The organism is Methanohalophilus profundi, from assembly GCF_004137855.1.
GTDB classification, from domain to species: domain Archaea; phylum Halobacteriota; class Methanosarcinia; order Methanosarcinales; family Methanosarcinaceae; genus Methanohalophilus; species Methanohalophilus profundi.
The window spans coordinates 1,365,957-1,388,721 of the sequence record NZ_QBKB01000002.1 but is presented as its reverse complement, the minus strand read 5'-3'; the positions used below and the strand labels follow the sequence as shown (position 1 = coordinate 1,388,721).

The window sequence follows — 22,765 nt, the reverse complement described above, 5'->3', positions numbered from 1 at the left end:
GCATGAATGTGAAACTAGATCCATGGGGCTCGTCAAATATCGACGACTATTCGAAATTGTTCGATGAGTTTGGAATACAGCGTTTTGATGAACTTCTGCCCCGGATCGAGCAACCCAGCGCTTACATGAGAAGGAAGATTATCTTTGGTCACAGGGATTATGACATGATTACCCGGGCCATGAACGACAATGACCCTTTTGCGGTAATGAGCGGGTTCATGCCTTCCGGAAAAGTCCATCTCGGCGGAAAAATGGTCATGGACCAGATCATCTGGCACCAGAAGATGGGCGGTGAGGCTTTTGTAGGTATTGCCGACAGGGAAGCATATTCAGTCAGGGGATTTCCTGGGAAAAATGTAAACAGATTGGAATTGAGGAATATATCCTTAGCCTTATTGCACTGGGATTTGAACCAGAGGGGCATATTTATTTCCAGTCCCAATCCAAAAATGTAAAGGATCTGGCATTTGAACTGGGTGTCAAGGCAAATTTCTCGGAACTAAGTGCAATCTATGGATTCAATGGCCAGACCAATATAGCACATATGGTCAGTGCCCTCTCCCAGAGTGCGGATATTCTCCAGCCCGAACTTGAAGAATTCGGCGGACCCAAGCCGACAGTTGTTCCCGCGGGGGCCGATCAGGACCCGCACATGAGACTCACCCGGGGACTTGCCAACAAGATGAACATGTTCCTTATCGAGGAAAGGACGGATAAGAATAACGTGCCCTTTGTCAGTGTCCGAAGCAAGACCGCACCTGTTGATGCACTTGAAGAGGTTTCAGAAGCATTGCCCTGGGATACGAAACTGTTCGAGGGGCATGTGGATATCTTTGGCGTGGACGACCTGACCAAACTTAAGGAAATCACAATGGAAGTCGAAATGAATAACGGAGGATATGGATTCCTCCCACCGGCTTCTACCTATCATCGCTTTATGTCCGGTTTGCAGGGGGGCAAGATGTCAAGCAGTGTACCTGACAGCCTGATTGCCCTTACCGATGATCCGGATGACGGCGCCCGCAAGGTTAAGAAGGCAAAGACTGGCGGGCGTATGACCCTGAAAGAGCAAAAAGAACTCGGAGGACAGCCCGACGAATGTTCTGTCTATGAGTTACTCGTATTCCATCTTAGTGACGACGACGGTGAACTGGCACATATCCATTCCGAATGTTTGGATGGCAGTCGCATGTGCGGAAGTTGCAAGGGCCTGGCAGCAGAACGCATGGCAGAATTCCTCAAAGACCATCAGGAAAAAAGGGAACTGGCACGCGAGAGACTTGAAGAATACGGACTCTGATACTTAATGGGAGATACTATGGAAAACCTCAATCTTACATTGAATGAAAAGGAAGTACTTCTCTTCCTCGAACAAAAAGGTACTGCAAGTCCCGGGGACATAGCCAACGCAACATCCCTGAAAATAGAAAATGCTACCCAGGCCTCCTTTTTACTTGAAGAAAAGGGGCTTGCAGAAGTTAAGGATGAAGTGTCGGAAAAATATCACCTCAGTTCAGAAGGAACCGAATATGCCGAGAAGGGACTCCCTGAAAGACAGGTGCTCAACAGGATTGACGGCCCCACTTCCATAAAGGACCTGCAGGAAATGCTTTCTCCCGGGATGGTGGGAATTGCAACCGGATGGCTCAAGAGAAAAGGCTGGGCATCCATTGAGAAAGGGAATATCATACCCACAGCAGATGTATCCGAAACCGCAGACGAGATTGCCCTGGCAAAACTCGGTGAAAAGGCAGTGCCCCTTGAAGAAACCGGAATTGACCAGAAAGTTATGAAGGACCTGGTCAAACGCAAACTGGTAGAAAAAGAAGAAACCAAAAACCGTACTATAACAATTACATCTGAGGGGCAAAAATCGCTGCTTCCGGTCTAGAACTTACCGAAGATATCACCCAGCTGACCTCCCGGATGCTCAAAAGCGGGGTATGGAAGAACAAGACTTTTCGACCATACAATATTGACAAACCGCCAAAAAAAAGTTTTTGCAGCAAAAGTTCATCCCTACCAGCGCCTGATCGACCAGATGCGCCAGATATTTCTGGAAATGGGATTCACCGAAATCAAGGGAGATATTATACAGAGCTCTTTCTGGAATTTTGACGCCCTATTCCAGCCACAGGACCACCCTGCCCGGGAAATGCAGGATACATTCCATCTGGAATCCCGGTCAGAGTTGCCGGGCGAATACTTGGAAACGGTATGTTCCATGCACGAAAAGGGCGGTGACATTGAATCCAGGGGATGGGGCGGCAAATGGGATAGTGATGTCGCAAAACGCAACGTCTTGCGCACCCATACCACCTCGGTCAGTATCAAACACCTGGCAGATAATCCCGAGCCACCGGTCAAAGCTTTCTGTATAGACAGGGCCTATCGCCGGGAAACAATTGATCCCACACATACCCCTGAATTCGAGCAGCTGGAAGGTGTGGTAATGGACAGGAACATGTCCTTTGCCAACCTGCTGGGATGCCTGAAGGAATTCTATCACAGGATGGGATTCGAGAACGTCAGGTTCAGACCCGGGTATTTCCCCTATACAGAGCCCAGTGTCGAACCCGAGGTTTATATTGAGGAACTGGGATGGGTCGAACTCGGCGGTGCCGGAATATTCAGGAAAGAAGTTACTGACCCCCTCGGCATCAAAGAACCGGTTTTGGCATGGGGTCTTGGTGTCAGCCGTCTGGCAATGCTGAGATTGGGTTTGAAGGACCTGCGTGAATTATATCAGTCCGACATTGAGTGGTTGCGCCGGAGTCCGGTCTGCAAGCTTTAACTGTGTGAAAGCAGCCTTGCAACAAGTGATTTTCTCGATTTTACAGCTTCTGCCGGGCATAATTCCCGGCAGCAATAGCACAGGATACATTTGTTATCATCTATGACAGCATGTCCCCTATCCATATGTATGGCTTCTGCAGGACAATTATTCACACACGCTCCACAGGCGGTGCATTTTTTCCAATCGATTTCAGGCCGGACTGTGAATAAGTTTCCTGCATAATGGACAATCCAGGCAGGCAACATCCTAAGCAGGCTAGGGCCCGGCCTCTTAAAAGGCACAGCAATTTCATTCACATCAAGACCGGTTACTTCTGGAGAATTTTTGCCATGAAATTTCTCTGCCACAATATTGGAAGGTATAGAAAGGGAATCAAAGGCCATTAACTGTGCCGCAACCATATCCAGGGAAACACCGTCTTTAGAGGCAAGGATTGCACCTACATTAATTGGTTTACCTCTGGAGGGACCATCGCCCTCCATTCCCACAACTGCATCAATAAGTGATAGTTGTGGAGTTGCGACATTGTAAATATCCAGAAGAACTTCACTAAAGATCAGAGGATCGGCCATCATATGTGCTTCCTTCCTGATGCGCAGGGAACAACACCGAACATATTTTTCACTGCACCGGTCATTGTTGTGAGTTCATGGGTCTTGAGTTTGGGCAGGTTAATGATATAATCAGCATCCAATACGATGTCACTCACATAGATCTCATCCAAACGCAGGGGCTTTTCAGGTTTTACTTTACTAAAGCCTGCAGTCTGGAAATTCACAACTTCACCCCCACCCTCCAGAGCAGCCTGCTTTATACCGGATTCATCAAGCGCTTCTGCGGTTGCTCCGGCAGATGTAATACCGGCACAATCCCCTACAACAGGATGAGCACCCGCTTCCTTTACAATTTCACATACAGCACGGACAAGAGAGGGATGGGTCGTAGCCGCATCTTCTGGTTTCCGGGCAGCAAGCACATTGGGTTCAATCAAGATGCGCATACCTGCTTTGATCTCATCAAAACATCCAAGCAGGTCCATTGCCTCCCTGACTGCCTGTTTTGAGGTAGAATAATACATACAGCGAACTAATGCTACCCGGTTATGACTCATTGTAGGAATTATCAGGAAAAGTGCTTAAAAGATTTATGGGACTTGTGCTTATTGCTTTTTATTCCCTCAACTAAGCCCATGATATAGGCAGGGATTGCTCCCATAGCTGTACATGTTTCACAGGAAGTACCCTCACTACTTATATCAAGATGATTGGAGGTCTGTTTTATAATTGATTTTGGCAATCCTTTCCTGCCAAGTCCAACGAGGAAGAGGTAGGAATCATGATGCAATATTCCCTGTGCAGCATCCATCGCTGTCATTCGTTTTGATTCGTCTGCTCTGGAAGTGGTTGCAACAGGTTTGCCAAAATGTGCCGGAAAACCCTTTTTTGGAAGGTCCTGTACAAAAAATGATGATCTTCATTGAGTTGTTGCAGATAGGCGCCTGATTCTCCTATTGTTGTTTTTTCCACAACGTACTTTACAAGTTCATCTTTTTCCATATCAAAAGGAAAATCAAAAAGGGCAAGGCTAAAACCAAATATCTTGCAAATCGGGGCTGCCCTGGCAATGGCCCTGTAATGGGCATCAAGGACCTTTATACGATCATAAGTATTGACAATTCCAAGGGTCTGCATATTATTCTCTCCTCCACACCATCACGTGCTGGCTGCAATTTTCCAGGTATTCACAGCATGCACAGTCATCCCACAATTCTTCTCTGGAGGGAATGATTACTTCAATAAAACCTGATTTCCTGAAAAAGGACGGTGCTGTGGTTCTTGCATATACTGCACTACTCAATGAGAGGTTCAGGGCACTGGAAACCAGCAAAGAGCCTATTCCCTTTTTCCTGAATGAGGGGTGAACTGCAACACTATGTACCTCCTCAATGTAATCCCTTACAAATGCGACTGTCCCCACCATCTTACCATCAACTCTTGCCAGTAGAAAGTCCCCTGTATCCAGATCTTGCCCATCAAGAAAATAGGTAGAGAGCAACGAGTCTATAGCTGCCCTATCACCCGGAGCAGCCTGACAAATTGTAATGTCCTCTGTAAGATACATGATCTCTGAATCCTGTCCCTGAGGAGAGAGGTTTTATATAAATAGATGTTGCAGATACCAGCCGCCAGTTATAAATACAAATCCATTTATTCCTGCCTTCAATCTTTCTTCCATCCAAAAAGACGATTCTTCTCATTATCGGGGTGAAATATGTTAGAAATACTCAAGAAATCCCTGAAAAAAGCCCCTATTGTAAAACGAGGTAAATATCCCTATTTCATACATCCAATTACAGATGGTGTACCTGCAATAGATCCCAAACTGCTTGATGAGATCAGTGACTACATCATAGAATACTGCGATATGAACGTCGACAGGATCCTGGCTATTGAAGCAATGGGAATTCCCCTTGCAACAGCAATATCCCTGAAAACCGGCATCCCATTTTCTATCGTGCGCAAAAGACAATACCAATTGCCCGGTGAAATTAAGATATCCCAGAGCACAGGATATTCTAAAGGCGAACTCTACATAAATGGTGTTGAAAAGAGAAACCGCATACTGCTTGTTGATGATGTGATCAGCACAGGAGGTACCCTGCGCTTTCTGGTAAAAGCCCTGGAAGAAAAAGGCGTTACTATAAGCGATATAATAGTTATTGTAGGCAGGGGAGATGGTGTACAGCAACTTGCAGGACAAGGAATCAAAGTCAAAACACTTGTAGATATAAATGTAAGTGAGGACGGGGTTTCAATACTGGAGGACACCGGTGAAACTAATTGAGAATTTTGACATTGACCTGGAATCCATTGTTAATATGATTATTCAGGAAAAAGCCACAAAGGTCGGCCTCCAGCTACCCGAGGGCTTCAAACGCCAGGCAATGGAGATTGCAGGATATATAGAGGACAATACCAATGCAGAGATCCTCATTTCAGGCAATCCCTGTTATGGGGCATGCGATCTTGATATGCAACTTATCAAAGATACCGATCTTGTATTCCACTTCGGCCATTCCAGACTCGAACCCTTTGAAAATGTAGTTTATGTTGAAGCACCCTCACACCTCGATATAAATGATGTGGTGTTTCAGGCTGCAGACAAACTTAAAGGAAAAAGGATTGGCCTCCTTACGACTGTACAGCACGTGCATAAACTGGGAGAAGTCAGGAAAATCCTTGAACAAAACGGATTCGAAACCATTGTTGGTAAAGGAGATGGAAGGATCGTGCATCCGGGACAGGTACTTGGCTGCAATTTTTCAGCTGCATATGACATAACCTGTGAAGAATACCTGTATATTGGCGGCGGGAAGTTTCATCCGCTGGGTATAGCCCTTTCAACGGGCAAACCTGTACTCTGTGCAAATCCGTTTACTTCGGCTATCGAATACATCGACCTCAAACAAATCATGAAACAGCGATATGCAGCAATTGCAAAAACCATGGAAGGAAAGAGGTTCTGTATACTGGTGTCCACAAAACCCGGTCAGGAAAGAATGCAACTTGCCAGGGATATAAGGGACATTGCCAGGGAAAATGGAAAAGAGGCATACATTGTAACAATGGATCTCATAACACCCGACCAGCTCCTGCAATTCCAGGCGGATGCATATATCAATACTGCATGTCCCAGGATTGCAATCGACGAGGCAGGGAGATTCCCGGCCCCCATGTTAACTCCCCCTGAATTTGAGATCGTACTGGGGATACGTGAGTGGGAAGAACTGGTTTTTGATGAGATAAGGGAATGATAGATGAAACAGCGAAAACTCGAGATGCTACTGCAAAAGGTCAAGGGGTTTGATGAGCCCGATCCTGAACTGGAACAGTATGCCACACCCGCACCTCTTGCTGCTGAATTATTGCATTTTGCATACATGAAGGGAGATCTTGAAGGTACGGTTTTTGATTTGGGATGTGGCACCGGGATACTTGCAATCGGTGCCGCATTGCTGGGAGCCACTAAAGTAGTCGGATATGATAGTGACCCGCAAGCAATAAATGTTGCAAGGGAAAATGCCGTGTTGATGGGTGTTGAAGTTGAATTTATTAATTGCCCTGTAGAAAAGGTAAGTGGAAAAGCGAACACTGTTATAATGAATCCCCCGTTTGGAGCCCAGTGTAAGGGAAGTGACAGACCTTTCCTCTCAGCTGCCCTAAATGCAGGGAATACTATCTATTCGATTCATAACAGCGGAAGTTTTAACTTTATAAGGCAATACATAAAGCCATCAGTTATTACCGAGTGGTATACTACATCTTTCCCGCTAAAAAGAACATTTAAATTCCATAAAAAAGATGTAGAACGAATTGAGGTAGAAATATACAGAATAAGCTCCTTATCACATCATAATTATTGAAATCAAGAGGGATTATTATTAGGATACGCAACAAAAAGAAGGCCACCAGAAGGAAAATAAAAGGTTCTTCAAAGAAGGATGAAAAAGAAGAAAATAGAAATCCCAAAACTAAGGGCCAGCAAAAAGAAAAGAAAGAGGCCAAGGGGAAGAATCCTGAGAACCTGAAAAAAGAGAAACCTCAAAAACACCTCAAGGAAGAAGCTGAAAAGCACATTGAAGAGCAGTTTGTGCTGCCCGGTGATGTTGTTGGTACTAACGAAGAGTATGAAGCCGGTGAAGGGACCTATACATTAAGAGGAAACATATATTCAACCAGGACAGGAAACGTTGAGGTTGACAGGAAAAAGCGTAGTATTTCCGTGCGGGCTACATCCGAACTTCCACCTGTAATAAAGAAAGATGATATTGTAGTCGGTAATGTGGTGAATGTACGTGATTCAATGGCACTTGTACAGATAGCAGCCATAAAAGGTCATGGAGAAAGGGAAGTCAACAATCCCGGAATTGCCGCCATCCACATATCAAACATCAAGGAAGACTACGTCAAAAACATAGCCAATGAGCTTGCTCTTATGGATGTTGTTAAGGCAAAGGTGATTGATACTGATAGCATGCGCCTGAGCATTGCCGCCAAGGAACTGGGTGTTATGTCCGCAGTTTGTGGCAGATGTGGTAAACCCCTTGCTATTGAAGAGGGAAAACTGAAATGTCCCGCCTGTGGCAAAACTGAAAAACGTAAACTTTCAGCTGATTATGGAACAGGAATTATCTAACACAACGGGGACAGGAGATTAATTATGGAACTGAAGATTATTGAGAAAAAGGATGATGAGATTAAAGTGGAGATAAAAGGAGAGAGCCATACTCTGCTTAATATGCTTAAGCATTTCATGCTTGAAGATGAACATGTGGATATAGCAAGTTACGATATGCTTCATGTAAGTATTAGTGAGCCAGTCTTCTATGTAAGGACCGATGGCAAAGACCCTGTGCAGGCAATCAGGGATGCAGCGGTGAAACTCACTGCAGAATGCGATGAGTTCAGCAGTGTTTTCGAAAAAGCCCTCGCATAATCTGGCAGGAGAGCTGGGCCAGTATGTCACTTGATGAAGATAAACTGAAAAAATTCGGTTTTATCGAAAGGGGACCAAAGGATGCCATCAATATCGATCCCTTGCAGACCGGAGGTATCCTTACAGAAGATGCACGTAAAGCCCTGCTTGAATGGGGAGACGGTTATTCGATTTGTGATTTCTGCGGCGGGGTCCTGGACCTTATAAAAAAACCACCTGTATATGAATTTGTACATGAAGCCCTTCCAGAATTTATAGGAACCGATGATGTAAGGCTTACACATGGTGCCCGGGAATCAAAATTTGCGGTGATGCATTCAATGGGCAAACCCGGAGACACTGTAGTGCTTGACGGGCTGGCTCACTATTCCTCACACGTTGCCGCACAGAGGGCAGACCTTGAAATCGAGAAGGTGGAAAGCTCCGGCCATCCTGAATATAACCTTGATCCTGAAGGGTATGGCCAGGCTATCGAGAAGGTTACCAGCCAGAGTGGCAAACCCCCCGCACTTGCCCTTCTGACCTATCCTGACGGCAATTACGGCAATCTGGCCGATGCACGGAAGGTGGCGGATGTATGTCATGAGTATGATGTGCCACTGCTTCTCAATTGCGCATATTCCGTGGGCAGGATGCCGATAGATGCAAAGAAGCTGGGAGCGGATTTCATTGCGGCCAGTGGCCACAAGTCAATGGCCTCATCCGGCCCTATTGGCCTGCTGGGTGTACAGGAAGAGTATGCAGATACTATTTTCAGGAAATCCACTACAAACAAGAACAAGGAGATCGAACTATTGGGCTGTACCTCCAGGGGTGCTGGCCTGATGACAATGATCGCCTCATTCCCTCAGGTAGTCGAGCGTACCAAACACTGGGACGAGGAAGTTGCAATGTCCGCTGGTTCTCGGAAAAAGTGGAAGAACTCGGACTTATCCAGGTGGGACAGAAACCCCACAATCATGACCTGATGTTCTTTGAAACCCCGCCGTTTTATGAGATCTCCAAGACCGCCAAGAAAGGCAGGTATTTCCTGTACCGGGAACTCAAGAAACGTAATATCCATGGTATCAAGGGTGGCCTTACCAAATATTTCAAACTGAGTACCTATCAGGTTGGCAGGGACAATCTTTCCTATGTGGTTGACTCCTTTGAGGAAATAATCGACAAATACACTGAAGAATAAGGGGCAGAGGGCAATTCCTTCTCCCACGAAACTTTTATTAGCTACAGAATTCATAGAATTTTGATAGAGCGGCTGTGGTTTAGTGGCTATGACCTGAGCTTCCCAAGCTTAGAACCCGGGTTCGAATCCCGGCAGCCGCATTTTATTTTGTGAGTATTACCAGATGGAATCAGATTTTTTATACAATGTTTGTTGTGCGGATGATCCCATTGAAATGTCCTGTATCATGCTGTAATTATTATAGGTTACAGGACATTCAAAATTAGCCCACGTCACCTGTTCTTCCAGAATTAACGTGCCACCAATAAAAATATAAATGATTAATCATTATAAACGTCTGCAGATAACAAGAGGTTGAAACAATGGAAGATGACTACGATGAACTCGACGATGTAATTATGCAGAAACAATCAAAAGGTGAATCTGTCAAAAAAGAGCATGACATGTTGAATAAGGCTGCATCCCATCCACTAAGAAGGGAAATAGTCAAAACTATAGGTGCTTTTGGGATCAACACAGATGAATTATCCGCAAACATTGATGAAGAGCCTTCTGTACTGAAATATCATATCGATTTTTTGCTCAACGGGGAACTGGTCAGGATTGAAAATGATGAATACAGGCTGACAGAAAAGGGAATTGAGTTACTTTCCGACTGCCAGTCCGGTAAATCAAATCCTAAATGTTAAAATTGGTTTGTAAACTTTCCAGATATAAATTTCCACAAACCTCTTTAACTTAAAAACCAATAAGAATTATGGAGGAGTTTTATGAGTTGCGCGATTTGCGGAGCAGAAGCAGACAGTGAATACTGCAAGAAGTGTGAGAAAATCCTGGATGAGATTATTCACCGTGTCGGTGAAAAACGCTGGAGTGCAATGGATGATTGCAGCTACATTTACCCTATGATAAAAAGGGCTGCAAAAGGGGAACTATCGGTCAACGATATAATTAATTCAATGGAAGTAGAAGACTAACTTCAATACAGGGGACTGAGATTTCATGAGAGAATTTACACCGGATGGCCTGGCCAAATACAATGGGAAAGACAGGGATGAGATCTATGTTGCCTATAAAGGCAATGTCTATGAGTGACAAACAGTGAGTTATGGATGGCCGGAGATCATCAGGGCATGCATGAAGGTGGTATCGACCTCACAGAAGAAATGGAAGAGGCACCTCATGAGGAAGACGTATTCAATGAATTCGATATAATCGGCATATTTGTGAATAACCATTGAAAGTACATAGGGGATGATTTACCAAAAAAATCCCTTTCTTTTTTCCTTAAAAGAAATTCCTGCTGGCTAATAGGACAAGATATATAAGACCACCAGTAAACTCCATTCCATGGACAAATACAGACTCATTTGCCCAAAATGTGGCAAAATCTATGGCAAATATGACATGGTCTGTCCCACTGATGGAACTCTTTTGAGAACGGAGTACTCAAAAGTTCGTTTTAAGCCATGTGATCTGCCGGGAATATGGAAATTCTACAACTGGCTACCTGTGGAAGGTATCATAAAAAAAAGGTACAGGAAAAACAGTAACCTACAAAAGTGAAAACCTTGCCTATAAACTCGGTCTTGAGAAACTATACATAAGTTTCAACGGCTACTGGCCGGAAAAAGGGGCTTTTATGAAGACCTGCAGCTTCAAGGACCTTGAATCATACCCTACAATGCAGAGAGTAATCGAGCAGGAAGAAAAAAATACAATGGTAGTAGCCTCTGCAGGTAATACTGCCCGTGCTTTTGCACATGTATCCTCTATAACCGGTCTTCCTTTGCTTCTGGTAGTTCCTGAAAATGCTATTGAAAAACTCTGGATTCCCGCAGGATCGACATCATCAATCTGTGTTGCAGCTGTACAGGGAGATTACTATGATGCCATATCCATAGCCTCCCATATTACCGAAAAAGAAGGATTCGTACCCGAAGGCGGTGCCAGGAATGTAGCACGCAGAGATGGGATGGGAACAGTAATGCTGGATGCAACACTTACCATGAAGCGTCTGCCGGACCACTATTTCCAGGCGGTGGGTAGTGGAACCGGTGGGATTGCTGCCTGGGAAGCAGCTATGCGCCTGAAAATGGACGGCAGATATGGAGATGAATTACCACAGTTACATATTGCCCAGAACCTCCCCTGTGCTCCATTGATACAGTTACACGAGAGTGTTCCCGTGGACCCCAAATGTCCTGAAGGAATGTACGACACCGTGTTGTTTAATCGCAAACCTCCGTATGCGGTGGGCGGGGGAGTGAGAGATGCCCTTGAAGCCACAGGAGGGGACCTTTACGGGATTACCAATGAAGAGGCAGAAGAAGCCAGGTTGCTATTTGAAGAACTTGAGGGAATCGACATTATGAACTCAGCAGCTGTTGCCACAGCCGCCCTGATTAAGGCCGTCAGGAATACAAAGGTGTCAAAATCAGATCTCATAATGCTCAATATCACCGGCGGAGGAGTTAAAGGGGCTTTAAAGGAACTTGCCACCATCAGGCTTGAACCTGACCTCGTAGTATCCCCTGATGACAGTGAAGCGCCCGCTAAGATCATAAAAAAAACTAAAGACAAATTCGAATAAAGGAATGAGGCAACATGGACCCGTCCCAGGAAGTGTTCAAGGCTATAAAGGAGTCAGGCATTGATTTTATTGTCAGTGTGCCGTGTGCCAATCTCCAGAAACTCATTCCCATGGTCGACAGTGACCCGGACATCATCCACGTTGCCGCCACCAGAGAGGAGGAAGGCATAGGAATCTGCGCCGGGGCCTATATGGGAGGGAAAAAACCGGCCATAATGATGCAAAATTCCGGCATGGGAAATTCCATCAATGCCCTGGCATCTCTCAATCACCTATACAAAATCCCTTTACTTATAATTATAAGCCACAGGGGAGTTGAAGGAGAGCCCATCTGCGCCCAGGTACCAATGGGTGAAAAAACACCTCTATTGCTCGAAGTACTGGATATCCCTGCATACAAACCAAATCTTGCACAGGCCAAAAAAACCATCGAAAAAGCCACTAAAAAAGCATTTGAAGAAGGAAAGCAAGCAGCTATCCTGTTGAGCATAGATTTCTGGAGGGAATCATGATACGCTACGGTGCACTTGAGATTCTGGCTGAAAAAGAGGGAGATAAAGATACTCTGATCATTGCAAACATCGGATTTCCCTCAAAAGAATTATACAAAATATGTGACAGAAAGGCAAATTTTTACATGCTTGGTTCAATGGGCCTTTCTTCTTCCATCGGGCTCGGGCTGGCCCTGGCAAGACCGGACAGGAAAGTTCTCGCAATTGACGGGGATGGGTCGGTCCTGATGAATATGGGAAGCCTGGCAACAATAGCCAACCAGCACCCGGATAATTATCTCCTTGTAATCATCGATAACGGTGCCTATGGCTCTACGGGCAATCAAATAACCGCGACAGCAGGATTGACAGACCTCAAAGAAGTTGCTTTGGGAGCCGGTGTACAAAATGTTGCCATGGTGTCCGATGAGTCAGGCCTTAAAAAGAAACTGGATACAATGGACAACGGTGTCCTCATAGTAGAGACCGAACCCCGCAACAAGAAGGTGCCTGTAATTCAGTTATGTCCTGCAGATATAATTGAGCGGTTTATGGAGAAATCCGCCCTACCATTTCATTCAGGGTGAAACTGCCCTCCTTTATCCTGTCCCTTAATTTTTCAGCCATTATGAGTGCACGTTTACGATCTGACTGGCGCACAACAATCGGGACATCCATTTTAGTTCCTTCATAATCGAAATTAAGACTGCCCAGATCTGCCCTGAAAACATCGCTACATAAAGTGGAGCAGAGACCGCAGTTAAAGCATGTGTGCCTGTTCAATACCACTTTGTCCCCGTTAAAATAGATTGACTCCATAGGACATTTTTCCATGGGTTCACAGACATCACACCCGCAACATTTGCCGGGGTCAAAAGCTACCTCAAGATCTACATCTTTCCAGGCATCTGCATAACTTGTCATTGCAACCTTTACCCTGCGATCAGCATCCATCACAGGAAGCGGGATTTCACTATCTGTTTGCCTTATAGCATCGAATACTGAATCATCAACGACAGGCACTGCAACTGCCCAGGAAACAATACATTCCGGTCCTGCAGAAGTAGCAAAACCTCCCATATAATCAGCCACCATGGAATGCATATCCGCAGTTGCTATCAAATTGGGTTTTTCCGGACTGCTACGCGTTCCTGAACCCAGGATGAACCCTTCTGCACCATTGAGAAGAATGCGACTTCCCACACCGATACCATGGAGCTGAGGGTCGTTCTTTACAGGATTTATTTGCCCACATCCCGACAGGGTGGCTTCAGTAGCATCGGGTGCAAAGGTGGTTGCATGGAAAATCGTGGAAACAGGAGACGGGGAGAAATTCACAAAGGCACTGTAATTCTTAAATGCATGACGCGTTGCAAACAGCTGGGCGTATGGCATATCCTCAATGGATACTGTATCTGAATATTTCTTCCCTTCATCGGTAACTACATCGACATCCACAGGATTACCTTCAACAATATCCCGGAAAAGATGGGCTCCTCCGTAATTTTCCCTATCATGGCTGTGTGCAGTACCAAAAACCATCAAGTCCAGTATACCCAGCCTTTCATTGGGACAGGGACCCACATGGGCATCCACTCCATTTATGGTTACAGCACAAGCGCGGGTGAATTTTTCCGCGGTATCTACCGGAAATGAGAGAACTGCATAAGTTCCACTCATTATTGCCCGGGTAGCAGCAGTTACGACATCCACATCCTCCAAACCGACACTATCTTCTGCATCAATTATATCACAAACTTCCTGAGAAGTTAGAACTGTTGCTTCTTTACGGTTAATTCTCTCAAGAATATGCCCTACTGCACGCTCCATATTATTCCTCAGTCCTTTTTGTGTTTTTTTTACTTAGATCCGTGAAGAAGTCCCCTATTTCTTTCATATCTTCATGACTTCCCAGTAACACAAGGATATCCCCTTCCAGAATACGTACATCTCCTCCGGGATTTGTGATAGTTTCCAGCCCTCTTCTGATTGCCAGAACTGTAATCCCGAATCGTTGCCTGAGGGAAAGATCTTCAAGGGTCATTCCTACCTCATCAGCCCTCAGAGGCACACGGAGAGAAACTATATTCACGTCCGGGATATCAAACTGCATCTGTTCAAAGTTCAGGGGGTCAGAGGACACACTGCGAAACATTTCATATCCACCGCCCCTTGCATCTTCTATAAATTTCTTTATCTGGTCCTCCGGAACAAGGTAACGTCTGAGCAGGCGGACAAATATTTCCACAGAAGTTTCAAATTCTTCCGGAATAACTTCATTAGCCCCCTGCTCATAGAGTGGACCCATCTCCTGTAAGTAACGTGTTCGTGCAATGATATGAATATTGGGATTCATTTTCCTTGCAAGCCAGATTACTCTGCGGGTTGCCGTTGCATCGGAGATACCAACAATCATTATTTTTGCCGAATCAATGTCCGCCTGTTCAAGTACACCTTCCTGGGTTGCATCTCCATAAAAAATATTTTCTCCTTTTGAAAGACCTTCTCTTACACTCTCTGGATTGGTTTCAATAACAAGATAAGGAATGCCCGCTGCCTTTGCAGCTTTTGCCACTGATTTACCATTAAAACCAAAACCTACGATGATAAGATGGGAAGACATTTTTTCCTTTTTATCGTGCATCTTTGTGACATCTTTACGGGCAAAGCCGCACTTGAGCTTATGTGGCAGAGGAAGTTTGATAATATTGGCAGCCACAGAAGGAGAATAGGAAATGGAAAAGGAAGTAACTGCCATTGTGAGAATGGAAATATCCAGAAACATTTGGTATAGGTAGTTGTCCAGGAGACCATACTCAACCCCGAATTTTGAAAGGACGAAAGAGAATTCACCCACCTGGGCAAGTGCCATACCGGTTAGAATGGAATTGCGAAGGGGATATCCCAGAACCATAGAAACAAAACCACTGACAATTCCCTTGAATAACATAACACCAATAGTCACAAGTAATATCATTAAGGGGTTATCCAGGAAAAATTGTACATTGAGCAGCATTCCTATTGATACGAAAAAAATACTCAAAAAAACATTCTTAAAGGGTAGAATATTGTTCAGTGCCTGATGACTGTATTCAGATTCAGATATCACAAGGCCTGCAAGGAAAGCCCCCAATGCCAGGGACAGTCCCGCACTGTAAGTAAGCATAGCAATAGATAGGCATATGACAATCACAGACAGAAGGAACAGTTCAGGATTGCGGGTTTTGGTAATGTGATATAGAATATGGGGAATCAGCCATCTGGCAAAAAACATTATGAATATAATAATTGCCAGAGATTTCAGAAGAATCATAAAAATTGAGTTGGCATCATTTCCACCAACACCTGCCAAAAACGGAGTTGCCACAATCATTGCCACTACAATGACATCCTGGAACAATAATATAGAAAGGATTGTGCGACCGTGCAAGCTATGTAATTCGGCTCTTTTTTGGAGTGTTTTGAGCACAATCGCTGTACTGCTTAGAGAGATCAAAAACCCTAGGAAAAGGGATTCACTGAAACCAAACCCAAGATATGTAGCTGCAAAAAGAGTTCCAAGGGTTGTAAAAAAAACCTGAAGTCCTCCACCAAGTACCACAGAACGCTTCATATTCCAGAGTTCTTTTAAAGATAATTCCACTCCAATGGTAAACAGCAAAAGAACAATGCCTATCTCAGCAAGGATATTGATATCATCAGGATTATCTATGAATCCCAGTCCATAAGGACCCACCAGAATACCAGTTACCAGGAAACCAACTATAATAGAAATGTGAAGTTTGTTGCATATATAAAGCACAAAAATAGATATACCAAAAATAATGATGATATCATTGAGTATTGCCGACTCCATAAATATGAATTATGTAAAGATATCTAATAAAGATATTCATTTCATGCTATTTCTAAAACTGGAAGCAAGCCCATTCTAAATACTAGAAAAACAGTGGTTTTGTAGGACAAATTCTTGTGTGGCCTGTGTCAAACAATCTATAGGAATATTCATCAAAATGACACACTCATGGATATCGAATGAGAAAAGACCTCAAAGAAACTTTCAAGTAAGTGACACATGCAATGTTTTCTTGAACTGTAACCTTATTATTTATGAGTTCATTGAGAGTCATATCGGCATGATTAATATTTAATAATAACCAATAATTTTAAATTCTATTTTTGAAAAACCAATAAATATTATGCATTGCTGCAGGAAAAATTAATGGAAATCGCTTTTGGAAGATTCAACCCCGAGAATACCCGCAATCTCCAATCCTTCACTGCCAAGTTCAGAAAGACGGTTGAAAATTTCACTGCGATCCACGTACTTTTCAGTGCGTGTTCCATCTTCTTGCTCGATCTTGATGGTAATTTCACCTTTCACATATCCTCTTTCACGACATTGGGTTATAATGTCTGAATACTGTTCTGCAACGGCCTTTAAGCAGTCAAATATCTCGTTACTGTAAATGGCATTCTCATCCCCTGCCATCAAATTGACAAGTTTGCGGGAAGCAATGTTGGACCTGGCAAATTCCACAAGGTTCTTGACAAGTGAATTAATCTCTTCGAGGGTTATTGATTTAAAAAGCGCAGGGTCTGCAGTAATATCAGTATCATCAAAAATCACGGAAAACTCATCACCGTCTGAAATGATCTTCAGAGAATGGTCTGCCTTTTTATTGCTGAAAGAGGCTTCCACGTGCTCATTGCCATCATACTCAAATGATTTCAGTAAATACTCAGACAGGTCTTCCATTTTGATCTTTTTTTCCTTGGATATTAAACCGGCCCGTGTCCACGTAGGAATAAAAAGGGTATCAATCAAATCTTTTATCGCAACAGAAGACCTGTTATAACCCAATTCAAAGAAAGATTGCATTGACCCTAAAGTTGAGATCTTCTTGCCGGTTAAATGGCCATTTTCAGCCTCCATGGAATAACTTTCATGAGAACCATAAATTCCGCCTTCAAAAAGAGGATTCAACATAGAAAGGACCTGACTGGCAATAGAATTCATGAATTTGTTATAGTCATTTCTTTCCTTTTCGATAGAGAGATTTACCTGCTCCAGCCCTTCATGTGCAGCTCTGTCGCAGGCTTCCAGGACTGATTTTTTATATTCATCCAGATAGTGGCCTGCAAAATCAGAATCCAGGGACCTGACACATTCCACAGTTTTATCATTGGAACTGTTCAGTTCCTCCAGTGCTTTTTCAAGAGAATAGGTGCTTTTACGATAACTTTCATTTTTTTCAATAGCCTCCCTTTCTACAGGAAGAACTTTGCAACATGCATCCACAAAGTTCTTTAAATCCTCAATGAAATCCCGCTGTACAGGCAGATCAGTAGAATCCTGAAATGTATATTTCATGTTTCCCCCGGTTTAATGCTAAATATCTGCCTGCAAACATTATATATGTTATTGTGGGGATTTACAGGAGAACTTCCCTGACAGGTGCAAGTAACATGCCCATGTATTTTACAGCACCGTTTTTGAGGTCCATTGGGTGCAGGGTTCCGTCTTCAAAGATTTTTTCAAGTTCTTCGTAACCATTGCATGTAAGATTGCCTCCAAATTTCTCAGGCCTTTCAAACACGACCTCTTCATAACGGGGTAATATATGGTAGCGGAAAAGCTGTAATACAGGATTATCAACTATCTCCCCAGCAGGACAGAAAGCTTTTTTCATCTTTTTCTTGATGGCTACCTCATCATCATCCACAGAAATGTAATTACCCTTGGAAGACGCCATTTTATCGCCGTCAAGCCCCAGCAGAATTGGAGTATGGAGACATATCGGTGCCTTGTAACCCATACCAGGCAGTCCTTCACGGGCAAGCATGTGTATCTTACGCTGGTCGATACCACCTACAGCTACATCAACATCAAGCATAGCAATATCAATTGACTGCATTATCGGATAGACCATCTGGGAAACCCGCGGATCATCCATTGTTCTTCCAACCTCATCCATACTGCGGCGGGCCCTGTTCAGGGAAGTAGTACAGGTGAGTTTGAGTACATTGAGCATATATTCCTCACCCAGCTGGAAATCCGAGCCATAAACAAAATTGGTTTTATCAGGGTCAAGTCCCAGTGCAAGGAAACATCTCCTGTTGTAATCAGCAATTTGTTTTACTTCTTCCATAGTACCTTTCTGATTCAGGAAGGCATGCACATCTGCAAGGAGTACCGTAATATTGAAGCCGGCCTTCTGAAGGTCGATCAATTTGTTTACGGTAAGCACGTGGCCCATATGTATCTTACCGCTGGGTTCGTAACCGGTGTAGGCAGAAGGCTCTGCTTTTGCTTCCATCAGTTCATCCATTTCCTTCTCTGTAACAATTTCCTGAGCATTCCTTTTAACAAGATCTATTCTGTCCATGGAGTCACCGCATAAGATAATTTAACTGATAATAAGGTCAATTAATTGTGCAACCTCTATTCAATCCAGAGATATATGTCTTTTGAGGAAATTATCTCCCTCTGCTGTACTGAAAAGAGGCAAATCCCAATCCTGGATGATACGCGTACGGGTGGACTGTGTCTTTTCTTCCAGAAGAGGATTATATCCTTCTATTGGATATTTTTCCCTGTATACCGCCACACCTCTCCTTTGCCATGCAGGTTTCTTCGCCAGATTGGTGCCTCTTTCAAACATCATCTCATGTATGTCCTGTGACTTTTTGCCATGCATGACTGAAGCTGCACTCTTTCTGTCCATACCTTCCTCGACAAGAGTGTAATAGCCATAAGAACTGACAAAATTGCGCCAGGCTTCCTGTTGTCTCCAGTGCATATATTCAGTAAAATGGCCATTGCATACAGGAATCACACGGCAGTCAAAGGCCACAGGCTCCTCAATTCCTGAAAAAAGGGTAAAAGCGCTGCTCAAAAATGAAGGTACAACCGAATCGAGTTTCTCCACTCTTCTGTCAAAGGGCAAATCAGTGAATACAATGCTTGCCTCATCAGAAAAAGTGTATGCAAAAACCGGGTTCATGTTGCTTTTTTTGAAAAACAACTCTATTGAATTGGCCATACAGGTGGCAAAGAAAAGATCATAGGGTTTTTTAAACCCTTCTTTTTTCAGGGTACGCTGGAAGTTCCTGCCATCTACGCGAAGAATTACCGGAGATACACAACGCAAATCTGCATAGATCTCTCGCTCTTTCATGAGATGATCAGTCTTCTACTTGCTCTTTTTTCCTGAATTTGCTGACAACATCCCTGATAAGAACAATGTCCCCGCTTGTGACTACCCATCGATAGGGAATTATGACACCCCTTGTAGGCACATCGAAAAAATCACGACTGATGTCGGAAAGAGCAAGACCACTTATTACTCCTTCTTCCACGTTCATTACAAGGTCGTCAACTTTACCCACATAAGTACCGAGGTTGGTATATACGTTTAACCCAAAGAGTGATGTAATATCTGCGCGCATGTTATCCCCTGTTATAGTTGTATATTGTATAAGAATTTACGTTGGTCATGTATATAAATACATTTTCTTAAATGATATATATTCTGGCAAATTTAATTACATGAGCTGAATCCATCATATAAAATATTGGTGACATTAATGCTTACAAGTACTTATATTCATATCCCGGGCATCGGGAAAGGAACCGAGAGGAAGATATGGTCCGGTGGAATTACCACATGGAATGAATTCCTGCAGAATAAAAGCTCAATAAATCTCCCGGGTTCCAAAAAAGATAAAATTGCACTGGAAATTGAAAACTCCATCGAAAAACTGGAGATACGCGATATTCCTTATTTTGCAAAATCGATACCTATATCCGAACATTGGAGAGGATTCCGTAATTTTTCGGACTCTGTAGCCTACGTAGATATTGAAACCACAGGGCTTTCACCTTCATCGTCAAAAATAACTGTCATCGGGGTTTATGACGGTAAAGATGTGAAAAGTTTCGTGCGGGGCATAAATCTGGAAGAAATTGTACAGGAGATGGAACAATACGATTTCCTGGTAACTTTTAATGGTGCGCGTTTTGACCTGCCTTTCATACATCGAGAGTTCCCACAGATCACAATGGAGCAAATGCATACCGATCTTATGTACCCTTTAAGGAGAATCGGGTTGAAAGGCGGACTCAAAAATATAGAGCATATGCTGGGAATCAACCGCTCCGAAGAAACTGAAGGCATGGACGGTTTTGAAGCCGTGCGCCTGTGGAAGGAATATGAAAAAGGGAATGAAAAAGCCCTTGACCTGCTTCTAGAGTACAACCGGGAAGATATAGTGAATCTGGAAACTATCCTGGAGATTACATATGACAGGTTCATTGAACACTGCTTTCAGGAGTGTACACCACAGAAATGAGTGAAAATGTTGTGCCGGGACATCCCGACATATCGGATTTACCCCACCTGCCCGGTGTATACCTGATGAAGGATGCAAATGATACCATTATCTACATCGGTAAAGCCAGGGACCTGAAGAAAAGGGTCAGCCAGTACTTCCAGGCTGACAAAAACAAGAGTCCAAAAACAAGGGTTCTTGTTAGCAAGATCAGGGATATCGAATACATAGTCACATCCACAGAAGTTGAAGCCCTGATCCTGGAAGCCAACCTGATCAAAAAGAACAGGCCCAGGTACAATATCAGTCTGAAGGACGACAAAAGGTACCCCTATGTGAAGGTAACCATCAATTCAAGATATCCGCGCATATATCTGGTCAGACGCAGGTTAATGGATGATGCTGTCTATTTTGGTCCATACACCAGTGTAAAGCCGGTACGCACCACCCTTGACCTGATATCCCAGATATTCAAGATCCGCAGGTGTCACGGCAATCCTGCACAGAAGAAAAGGCCCTGTCTGAACTATCATATAAATCGCTGCATGGGACCCTGTACAGGAGAGGTGGATGCGGAAGAATACAGGGATAATGTGAAGGCTGCAGTAAAGTATCTCAGGGGGGACACCGGTGACCTGCTGGGTAAACTCAGACAGCAAATGCAGGAATACGCAGAGAAACAGCGATATGAGGCAGCTTCGGTCATCCGGGACCAGATTGAAGGCTTAAAAGAACTTGCAAAACAGCAAAGGACAACTGCAGGAATCGATGACAGGGATGTCATCGGGTTGCATGTGGATGAAAAGGACATCTATGTGCAGCTCTTCTATGTGAGAAGTGGCAGCATGGTGGGGCGGGCGGATTTTGAACTGAACCGGGGTAAAAGTACGTCCTCTGAAATTATTGCCGAATTCATTAAGCAATACTACCAGGATTCCCCTGTGCCTCCCGAAATTGTTGTGCCAGCAATGCCTCCAGAGGAAAAAGTAATCCTGAAATGGCTGTCAGAAAAGGCTGGCAGGAAAGTCACCCTGAACATTCCCCGGATAGGGGAAAAGAAAAAACTCCTTGATATGGCGATGAAAAATGCCACAATGGCCCGAGAGAGGTCAAACACGGAGAAAGCAAAAAAGGAGGGGACACTGAAAGGGCTCGAGATGCTGCAGGAAAAACTGGGAATTGGTACCCTGCCCCGACATATAGAAGGTTTTGACATATCCAATATATCAGGAACCGATCCGGTAGCTTCAATGGTGGTTTTCAAAAACGGTACACCTTCAAAAGCGGATTACAGGCATTACAATATCAAAAGTGTTGAAGGAATTGATGATTTTGCCATGATGGCCGAAGCTGTTGACCGGCGATATTCCCGCATGAAAGAAGATAAACAAGCTGTTCCTGACCTCATACTTATCGACGGGGGAGAAGGACAGGTCAACGCCGCAAGCCGGGAATTGCAAAAAATACAGATGAATATACCCATAATCGGCCTTGCCAAGAAATTTGAGCATATAATTTTTCCAGACACCCATTCCCGTAAACTGCTGATTCTGCCAAAAAAATCTCCTGCACTAAAAATACTCATGCAGGTCAGGGACGAAGCACACAGGTTTGCAGTGGCTTCCCACAGGAAAAGAAGATCAGCAAGACTTTCCCATTCCGAGCTGGATGGGATTGAAGGAATCGGGGAGAAGAAAAAGAAAGAACTTCTGCAACATTTCGGCTCTGTGGAAAAGATCAGACAGGCTGAGGAAAAAGAGATCGCAGAAATTGAGGGAATCGGAAAGGCACTTGCAGGGCGTATTGCTGAAAATCTCAGGGAACAAAAATGAGCACGACAGTTATATAAAAAATACTGTCCTAATTAACTG

The 22,765-nt window shown here is 44.0% G+C and carries 21 protein-coding genes, 1 tRNA gene and 6 pseudogenes; 18 read left to right on the top strand and 10 right to left on the bottom strand.

The window, feature by feature from the left end; genetic code table 11:
• The first annotated feature begins 2 nt into the window (after positions 1-2).
• Positions 3-1,300: pseudogene (locus C9889_RS07370) on the top strand (tryptophan--tRNA ligase).
• 18 nt (positions 1,301-1,318) lie between these two features.
• A pseudogene (gene pheS / locus C9889_RS07365) lies at positions 1,319-2,794 on the top strand (phenylalanine--tRNA ligase subunit alpha).
• Here the strand turns inward: pheS and C9889_RS11490 are convergent.
• From C9889_RS11490 to C9889_RS07350, 4 genes and pseudogenes are all read right to left on the bottom strand, one after another.
• Positions 2,791-3,042 (bottom strand): indolepyruvate ferredoxin oxidoreductase subunit alpha, encoded by a 252-nt coding sequence (locus C9889_RS11490; protein ID WP_225420114.1) that lies wholly within the window; start codon positions 3,040-3,042, stop codon positions 2,791-2,793. The pseudogene pheS and the gene C9889_RS11490 overlap by 4 nt on opposite strands.
• 204 nt (positions 3,043-3,246) lie before the next feature.
• Positions 3,247-3,797: pseudogene (locus C9889_RS10480) on the bottom strand (DUF362 domain-containing protein); the annotation flags it as partial.
• Between the two features lie 122 nt (positions 3,798-3,919).
• Positions 3,920-4,488, bottom strand: a pseudogene (locus C9889_RS07355) (DUF531 family protein).
• 1 nt (position 4,489) lies between these two features.
• On the bottom strand, positions 4,490-4,918 hold the full coding sequence (locus C9889_RS07350; RefSeq protein ID WP_129598340.1) for a GNAT family N-acetyltransferase: 429 nt from the start codon (positions 4,916-4,918) through the stop codon (positions 4,490-4,492).
• A gap of 150 nt (positions 4,919-5,068) precedes the next feature.
• Between C9889_RS07350 and hpt the strand changes: the two genes are divergently transcribed.
• The 14 genes and pseudogenes from hpt (at position 5,069) to comE (ending at position 13,147) form a co-directional block, all read left to right on the top strand.
• Entirely contained in the window at positions 5,069-5,641 is a 573-nt protein-coding gene (hpt, locus tag C9889_RS07345; protein WP_129598339.1) for a hypoxanthine/guanine phosphoribosyltransferase, read from the top strand.
• Positions 5,628-6,611 carry a diphthamide biosynthesis enzyme Dph2 gene (dph2, locus tag C9889_RS07340; RefSeq protein ID WP_129598337.1) on the top strand — a complete coding sequence of 328 codons (984 nt, stop codon included), beginning with the start codon at positions 5,628-5,630 and terminating at the stop codon, positions 6,609-6,611. Before hpt ends, dph2 begins: the two co-directional genes overlap by 14 nt.
• Before the next feature lie 3 nt (positions 6,612-6,614).
• Positions 6,615-7,220: an METTL5 family protein gene (locus C9889_RS07335; RefSeq protein WP_129598335.1), complete on the top strand. Its 606-nt coding sequence runs from the start codon at positions 6,615-6,617 to the stop codon at positions 7,218-7,220.
• A complete protein-coding gene (locus tag C9889_RS07330; RefSeq protein WP_129598333.1) occupies positions 7,217-7,993 on the top strand; it encodes an exosome complex RNA-binding protein Csl4 in 777 nt (258 codons plus the stop codon). Before C9889_RS07335 ends, C9889_RS07330 begins: the two co-directional genes overlap by 4 nt.
• Before the next feature lie 24 nt (positions 7,994-8,017).
• Positions 8,018-8,293, top strand: coding sequence for a DNA-directed RNA polymerase subunit L (locus C9889_RS07325; protein WP_129598330.1), 276 nt, complete (start codon positions 8,018-8,020; stop codon positions 8,291-8,293).
• A 23-nt stretch (positions 8,294-8,316) separates the two neighbouring features.
• A pseudogene (pscS, locus tag C9889_RS07320) lies at positions 8,317-9,476 on the top strand (O-phospho-L-seryl-tRNA:Cys-tRNA synthase).
• A gap of 68 nt (positions 9,477-9,544) precedes the next feature.
• Positions 9,545-9,616 (top strand) — tRNA-Gly (locus tag C9889_RS07315).
• 222 nt (positions 9,617-9,838) lie between these two features.
• A complete protein-coding gene (locus tag C9889_RS07310; protein WP_129598328.1) occupies positions 9,839-10,165 on the top strand; it encodes a winged helix-turn-helix domain-containing protein in 327 nt (108 codons plus the stop codon).
• Between the two features lie 81 nt (positions 10,166-10,246).
• Positions 10,247-10,453 carry a hypothetical protein gene (locus C9889_RS07305; protein ID WP_129598326.1) on the top strand — a complete coding sequence of 69 codons (207 nt, stop codon included), beginning with the start codon at positions 10,247-10,249 and terminating at the stop codon, positions 10,451-10,453.
• Between the two features lie 135 nt (positions 10,454-10,588).
• Positions 10,589-10,717 (top strand): hypothetical protein, encoded by a 129-nt coding sequence (locus tag C9889_RS11305; protein ID WP_318531560.1) that lies wholly within the window; start codon positions 10,589-10,591, stop codon positions 10,715-10,717.
• 109 nt (positions 10,718-10,826) lie between these two features.
• A complete protein-coding gene (locus C9889_RS11300; RefSeq protein WP_318531559.1) occupies positions 10,827-11,042 on the top strand; it encodes a hypothetical protein in 216 nt (71 codons plus the stop codon).
• A 31-nt stretch (positions 11,043-11,073) separates the two neighbouring features.
• Positions 11,074-12,069, top strand: a pseudogene (locus tag C9889_RS07295) (cysteate synthase); the annotation flags it as partial.
• Positions 12,070-12,083: 14 nt separating this feature from the next.
• Positions 12,084-12,581 (top strand): sulfopyruvate decarboxylase subunit alpha, encoded by a 498-nt coding sequence (gene comD / locus C9889_RS07290; RefSeq protein ID WP_129598324.1) that lies wholly within the window; start codon positions 12,084-12,086, stop codon positions 12,579-12,581.
• Positions 12,578-13,147: a sulfopyruvate decarboxylase subunit beta gene (gene comE, locus C9889_RS07285; protein ID WP_129598322.1), complete on the top strand. Its 570-nt coding sequence runs from the start codon at positions 12,578-12,580 to the stop codon at positions 13,145-13,147. Before comD ends, comE begins: the two co-directional genes overlap by 4 nt.
• Here the strand turns inward: comE and C9889_RS07280 are convergent.
• The 6 genes from C9889_RS07280 to C9889_RS07255 all read right to left on the bottom strand — a co-directional run bounded on the left by C9889_RS07280 (position 13,110) and on the right by C9889_RS07255 (position 20,012).
• Positions 13,110-14,390: a methanogenesis marker 16 metalloprotein gene (locus C9889_RS07280; protein WP_129598320.1), complete on the bottom strand. Its 1,281-nt coding sequence runs from the start codon at positions 14,388-14,390 to the stop codon at positions 13,110-13,112. The genes comE and C9889_RS07280 overlap by 38 nt on opposite strands.
• A 1-nt stretch (position 14,391) precedes the next feature.
• Positions 14,392-16,416, bottom strand: a complete 2,025-nt coding sequence (locus C9889_RS07275) for a cation:proton antiporter domain-containing protein (RefSeq protein ID WP_129598318.1) — start codon at positions 16,414-16,416, stop codon at positions 14,392-14,394.
• A gap of 363 nt (positions 16,417-16,779) precedes the next feature.
• Positions 16,780-17,934, bottom strand: a complete 1,155-nt coding sequence (locus tag C9889_RS07270) for a hypothetical protein (RefSeq protein ID WP_129598316.1) — start codon at positions 17,932-17,934, stop codon at positions 16,780-16,782.
• Positions 17,935-17,995: 61 nt separating this feature from the next.
• Complete coding sequence (locus C9889_RS07265) at positions 17,996-18,949, bottom strand: tyrosine--tRNA ligase (RefSeq protein WP_129598314.1); 954 nt, start codon at positions 18,947-18,949, stop codon at positions 17,996-17,998.
• Between the two features lie 60 nt (positions 18,950-19,009).
• Positions 19,010-19,741 (bottom strand): tRNA(His) guanylyltransferase Thg1 family protein, encoded by a 732-nt coding sequence (locus tag C9889_RS07260; RefSeq protein ID WP_129598313.1) that lies wholly within the window; start codon positions 19,739-19,741, stop codon positions 19,010-19,012.
• Positions 19,742-19,748: 7 nt separating this feature from the next.
• A complete protein-coding gene (locus tag C9889_RS07255) occupies positions 19,749-20,012 on the bottom strand; it encodes a PRC-barrel domain-containing protein (RefSeq protein WP_129598310.1) in 264 nt (87 codons plus the stop codon).
• A 138-nt stretch (positions 20,013-20,150) separates the two neighbouring features.
• Here C9889_RS07255 and C9889_RS07250 point away from each other — a divergent pair, with 138 nt between their 5' ends.
• Positions 20,151-20,915 carry a ribonuclease H-like domain-containing protein gene (locus tag C9889_RS07250; protein WP_129598307.1) on the top strand — a complete coding sequence of 255 codons (765 nt, stop codon included), beginning with the start codon at positions 20,151-20,153 and terminating at the stop codon, positions 20,913-20,915.
• Positions 20,912-22,726, top strand: coding sequence for an excinuclease ABC subunit UvrC (gene uvrC / locus C9889_RS07245; protein WP_129598306.1), 1,815 nt, complete (start codon positions 20,912-20,914; stop codon positions 22,724-22,726). Before C9889_RS07250 ends, uvrC begins: the two co-directional genes overlap by 4 nt.
• Positions 22,727-22,765: the final 39 nt, after the last annotated feature.

Excerpts from the sequence above, each read along its gene's own strand:
- C9889_RS11490 (WP_225420114.1), bottom strand. The coding sequence starts at position 3,042 with ATGTTGCCTGCCTGGATTGTCCATTATGCAGGAAACTTATTCACAGTC.
- C9889_RS07350 (WP_129598340.1), bottom strand. The coding sequence starts at position 4,918 with ATGTATCTTACAGAGGACATTACAATTTGTCAGGCTGCTCCGGGTGAT.
- hpt (WP_129598339.1), top strand. The coding sequence starts at position 5,069 with ATGTTAGAAATACTCAAGAAATCCCTGAAAAAAGCCCCTATTGTAAAA.
- C9889_RS07335 (WP_129598335.1), top strand. The coding sequence starts at position 6,615 with ATGAAACAGCGAAAACTCGAGATGCTACTGCAAAAGGTCAAGGGGTTT.
- C9889_RS07325 (WP_129598330.1), top strand. The coding sequence starts at position 8,018 with ATGGAACTGAAGATTATTGAGAAAAAGGATGATGAGATTAAAGTGGAG.
- C9889_RS07310 (WP_129598328.1), top strand. The coding sequence starts at position 9,839 with ATGGAAGATGACTACGATGAACTCGACGATGTAATTATGCAGAAACAA.
- C9889_RS07305 (WP_129598326.1), top strand. The coding sequence starts at position 10,247 with ATGAGTTGCGCGATTTGCGGAGCAGAAGCAGACAGTGAATACTGCAAG.
- C9889_RS11305 (WP_318531560.1), top strand. The coding sequence starts at position 10,589 with ATGGCCGGAGATCATCAGGGCATGCATGAAGGTGGTATCGACCTCACA.
- C9889_RS11300 (WP_318531559.1), top strand. The coding sequence starts at position 10,827 with ATGGACAAATACAGACTCATTTGCCCAAAATGTGGCAAAATCTATGGC.
- comD (WP_129598324.1), top strand. The coding sequence starts at position 12,084 with ATGGACCCGTCCCAGGAAGTGTTCAAGGCTATAAAGGAGTCAGGCATT.
- comE (WP_129598322.1), top strand. The coding sequence starts at position 12,578 with ATGATACGCTACGGTGCACTTGAGATTCTGGCTGAAAAAGAGGGAGAT.
- C9889_RS07280 (WP_129598320.1), bottom strand. The coding sequence starts at position 14,390 with ATGGAGCGTGCAGTAGGGCATATTCTTGAGAGAATTAACCGTAAAGAA.
- C9889_RS07275 (WP_129598318.1), bottom strand. The coding sequence starts at position 16,416 with ATGGAGTCGGCAATACTCAATGATATCATCATTATTTTTGGTATATCT.
- C9889_RS07270 (WP_129598316.1), bottom strand. The coding sequence starts at position 17,934 with ATGAAATATACATTTCAGGATTCTACTGATCTGCCTGTACAGCGGGAT.
- C9889_RS07265 (WP_129598314.1), bottom strand. The coding sequence starts at position 18,949 with ATGGACAGAATAGATCTTGTTAAAAGGAATGCTCAGGAAATTGTTACA.
- C9889_RS07260 (WP_129598313.1), bottom strand. The coding sequence starts at position 19,741 with ATGAAAGAGCGAGAGATCTATGCAGATTTGCGTTGTGTATCTCCGGTA.
- C9889_RS07255 (WP_129598310.1), bottom strand. The coding sequence starts at position 20,012 with ATGCGCGCAGATATTACATCACTCTTTGGGTTAAACGTATATACCAAC.
- C9889_RS07250 (WP_129598307.1), top strand. The coding sequence starts at position 20,151 with ATGCTTACAAGTACTTATATTCATATCCCGGGCATCGGGAAAGGAACC.
- uvrC (WP_129598306.1), top strand. The coding sequence starts at position 20,912 with ATGAGTGAAAATGTTGTGCCGGGACATCCCGACATATCGGATTTACCC.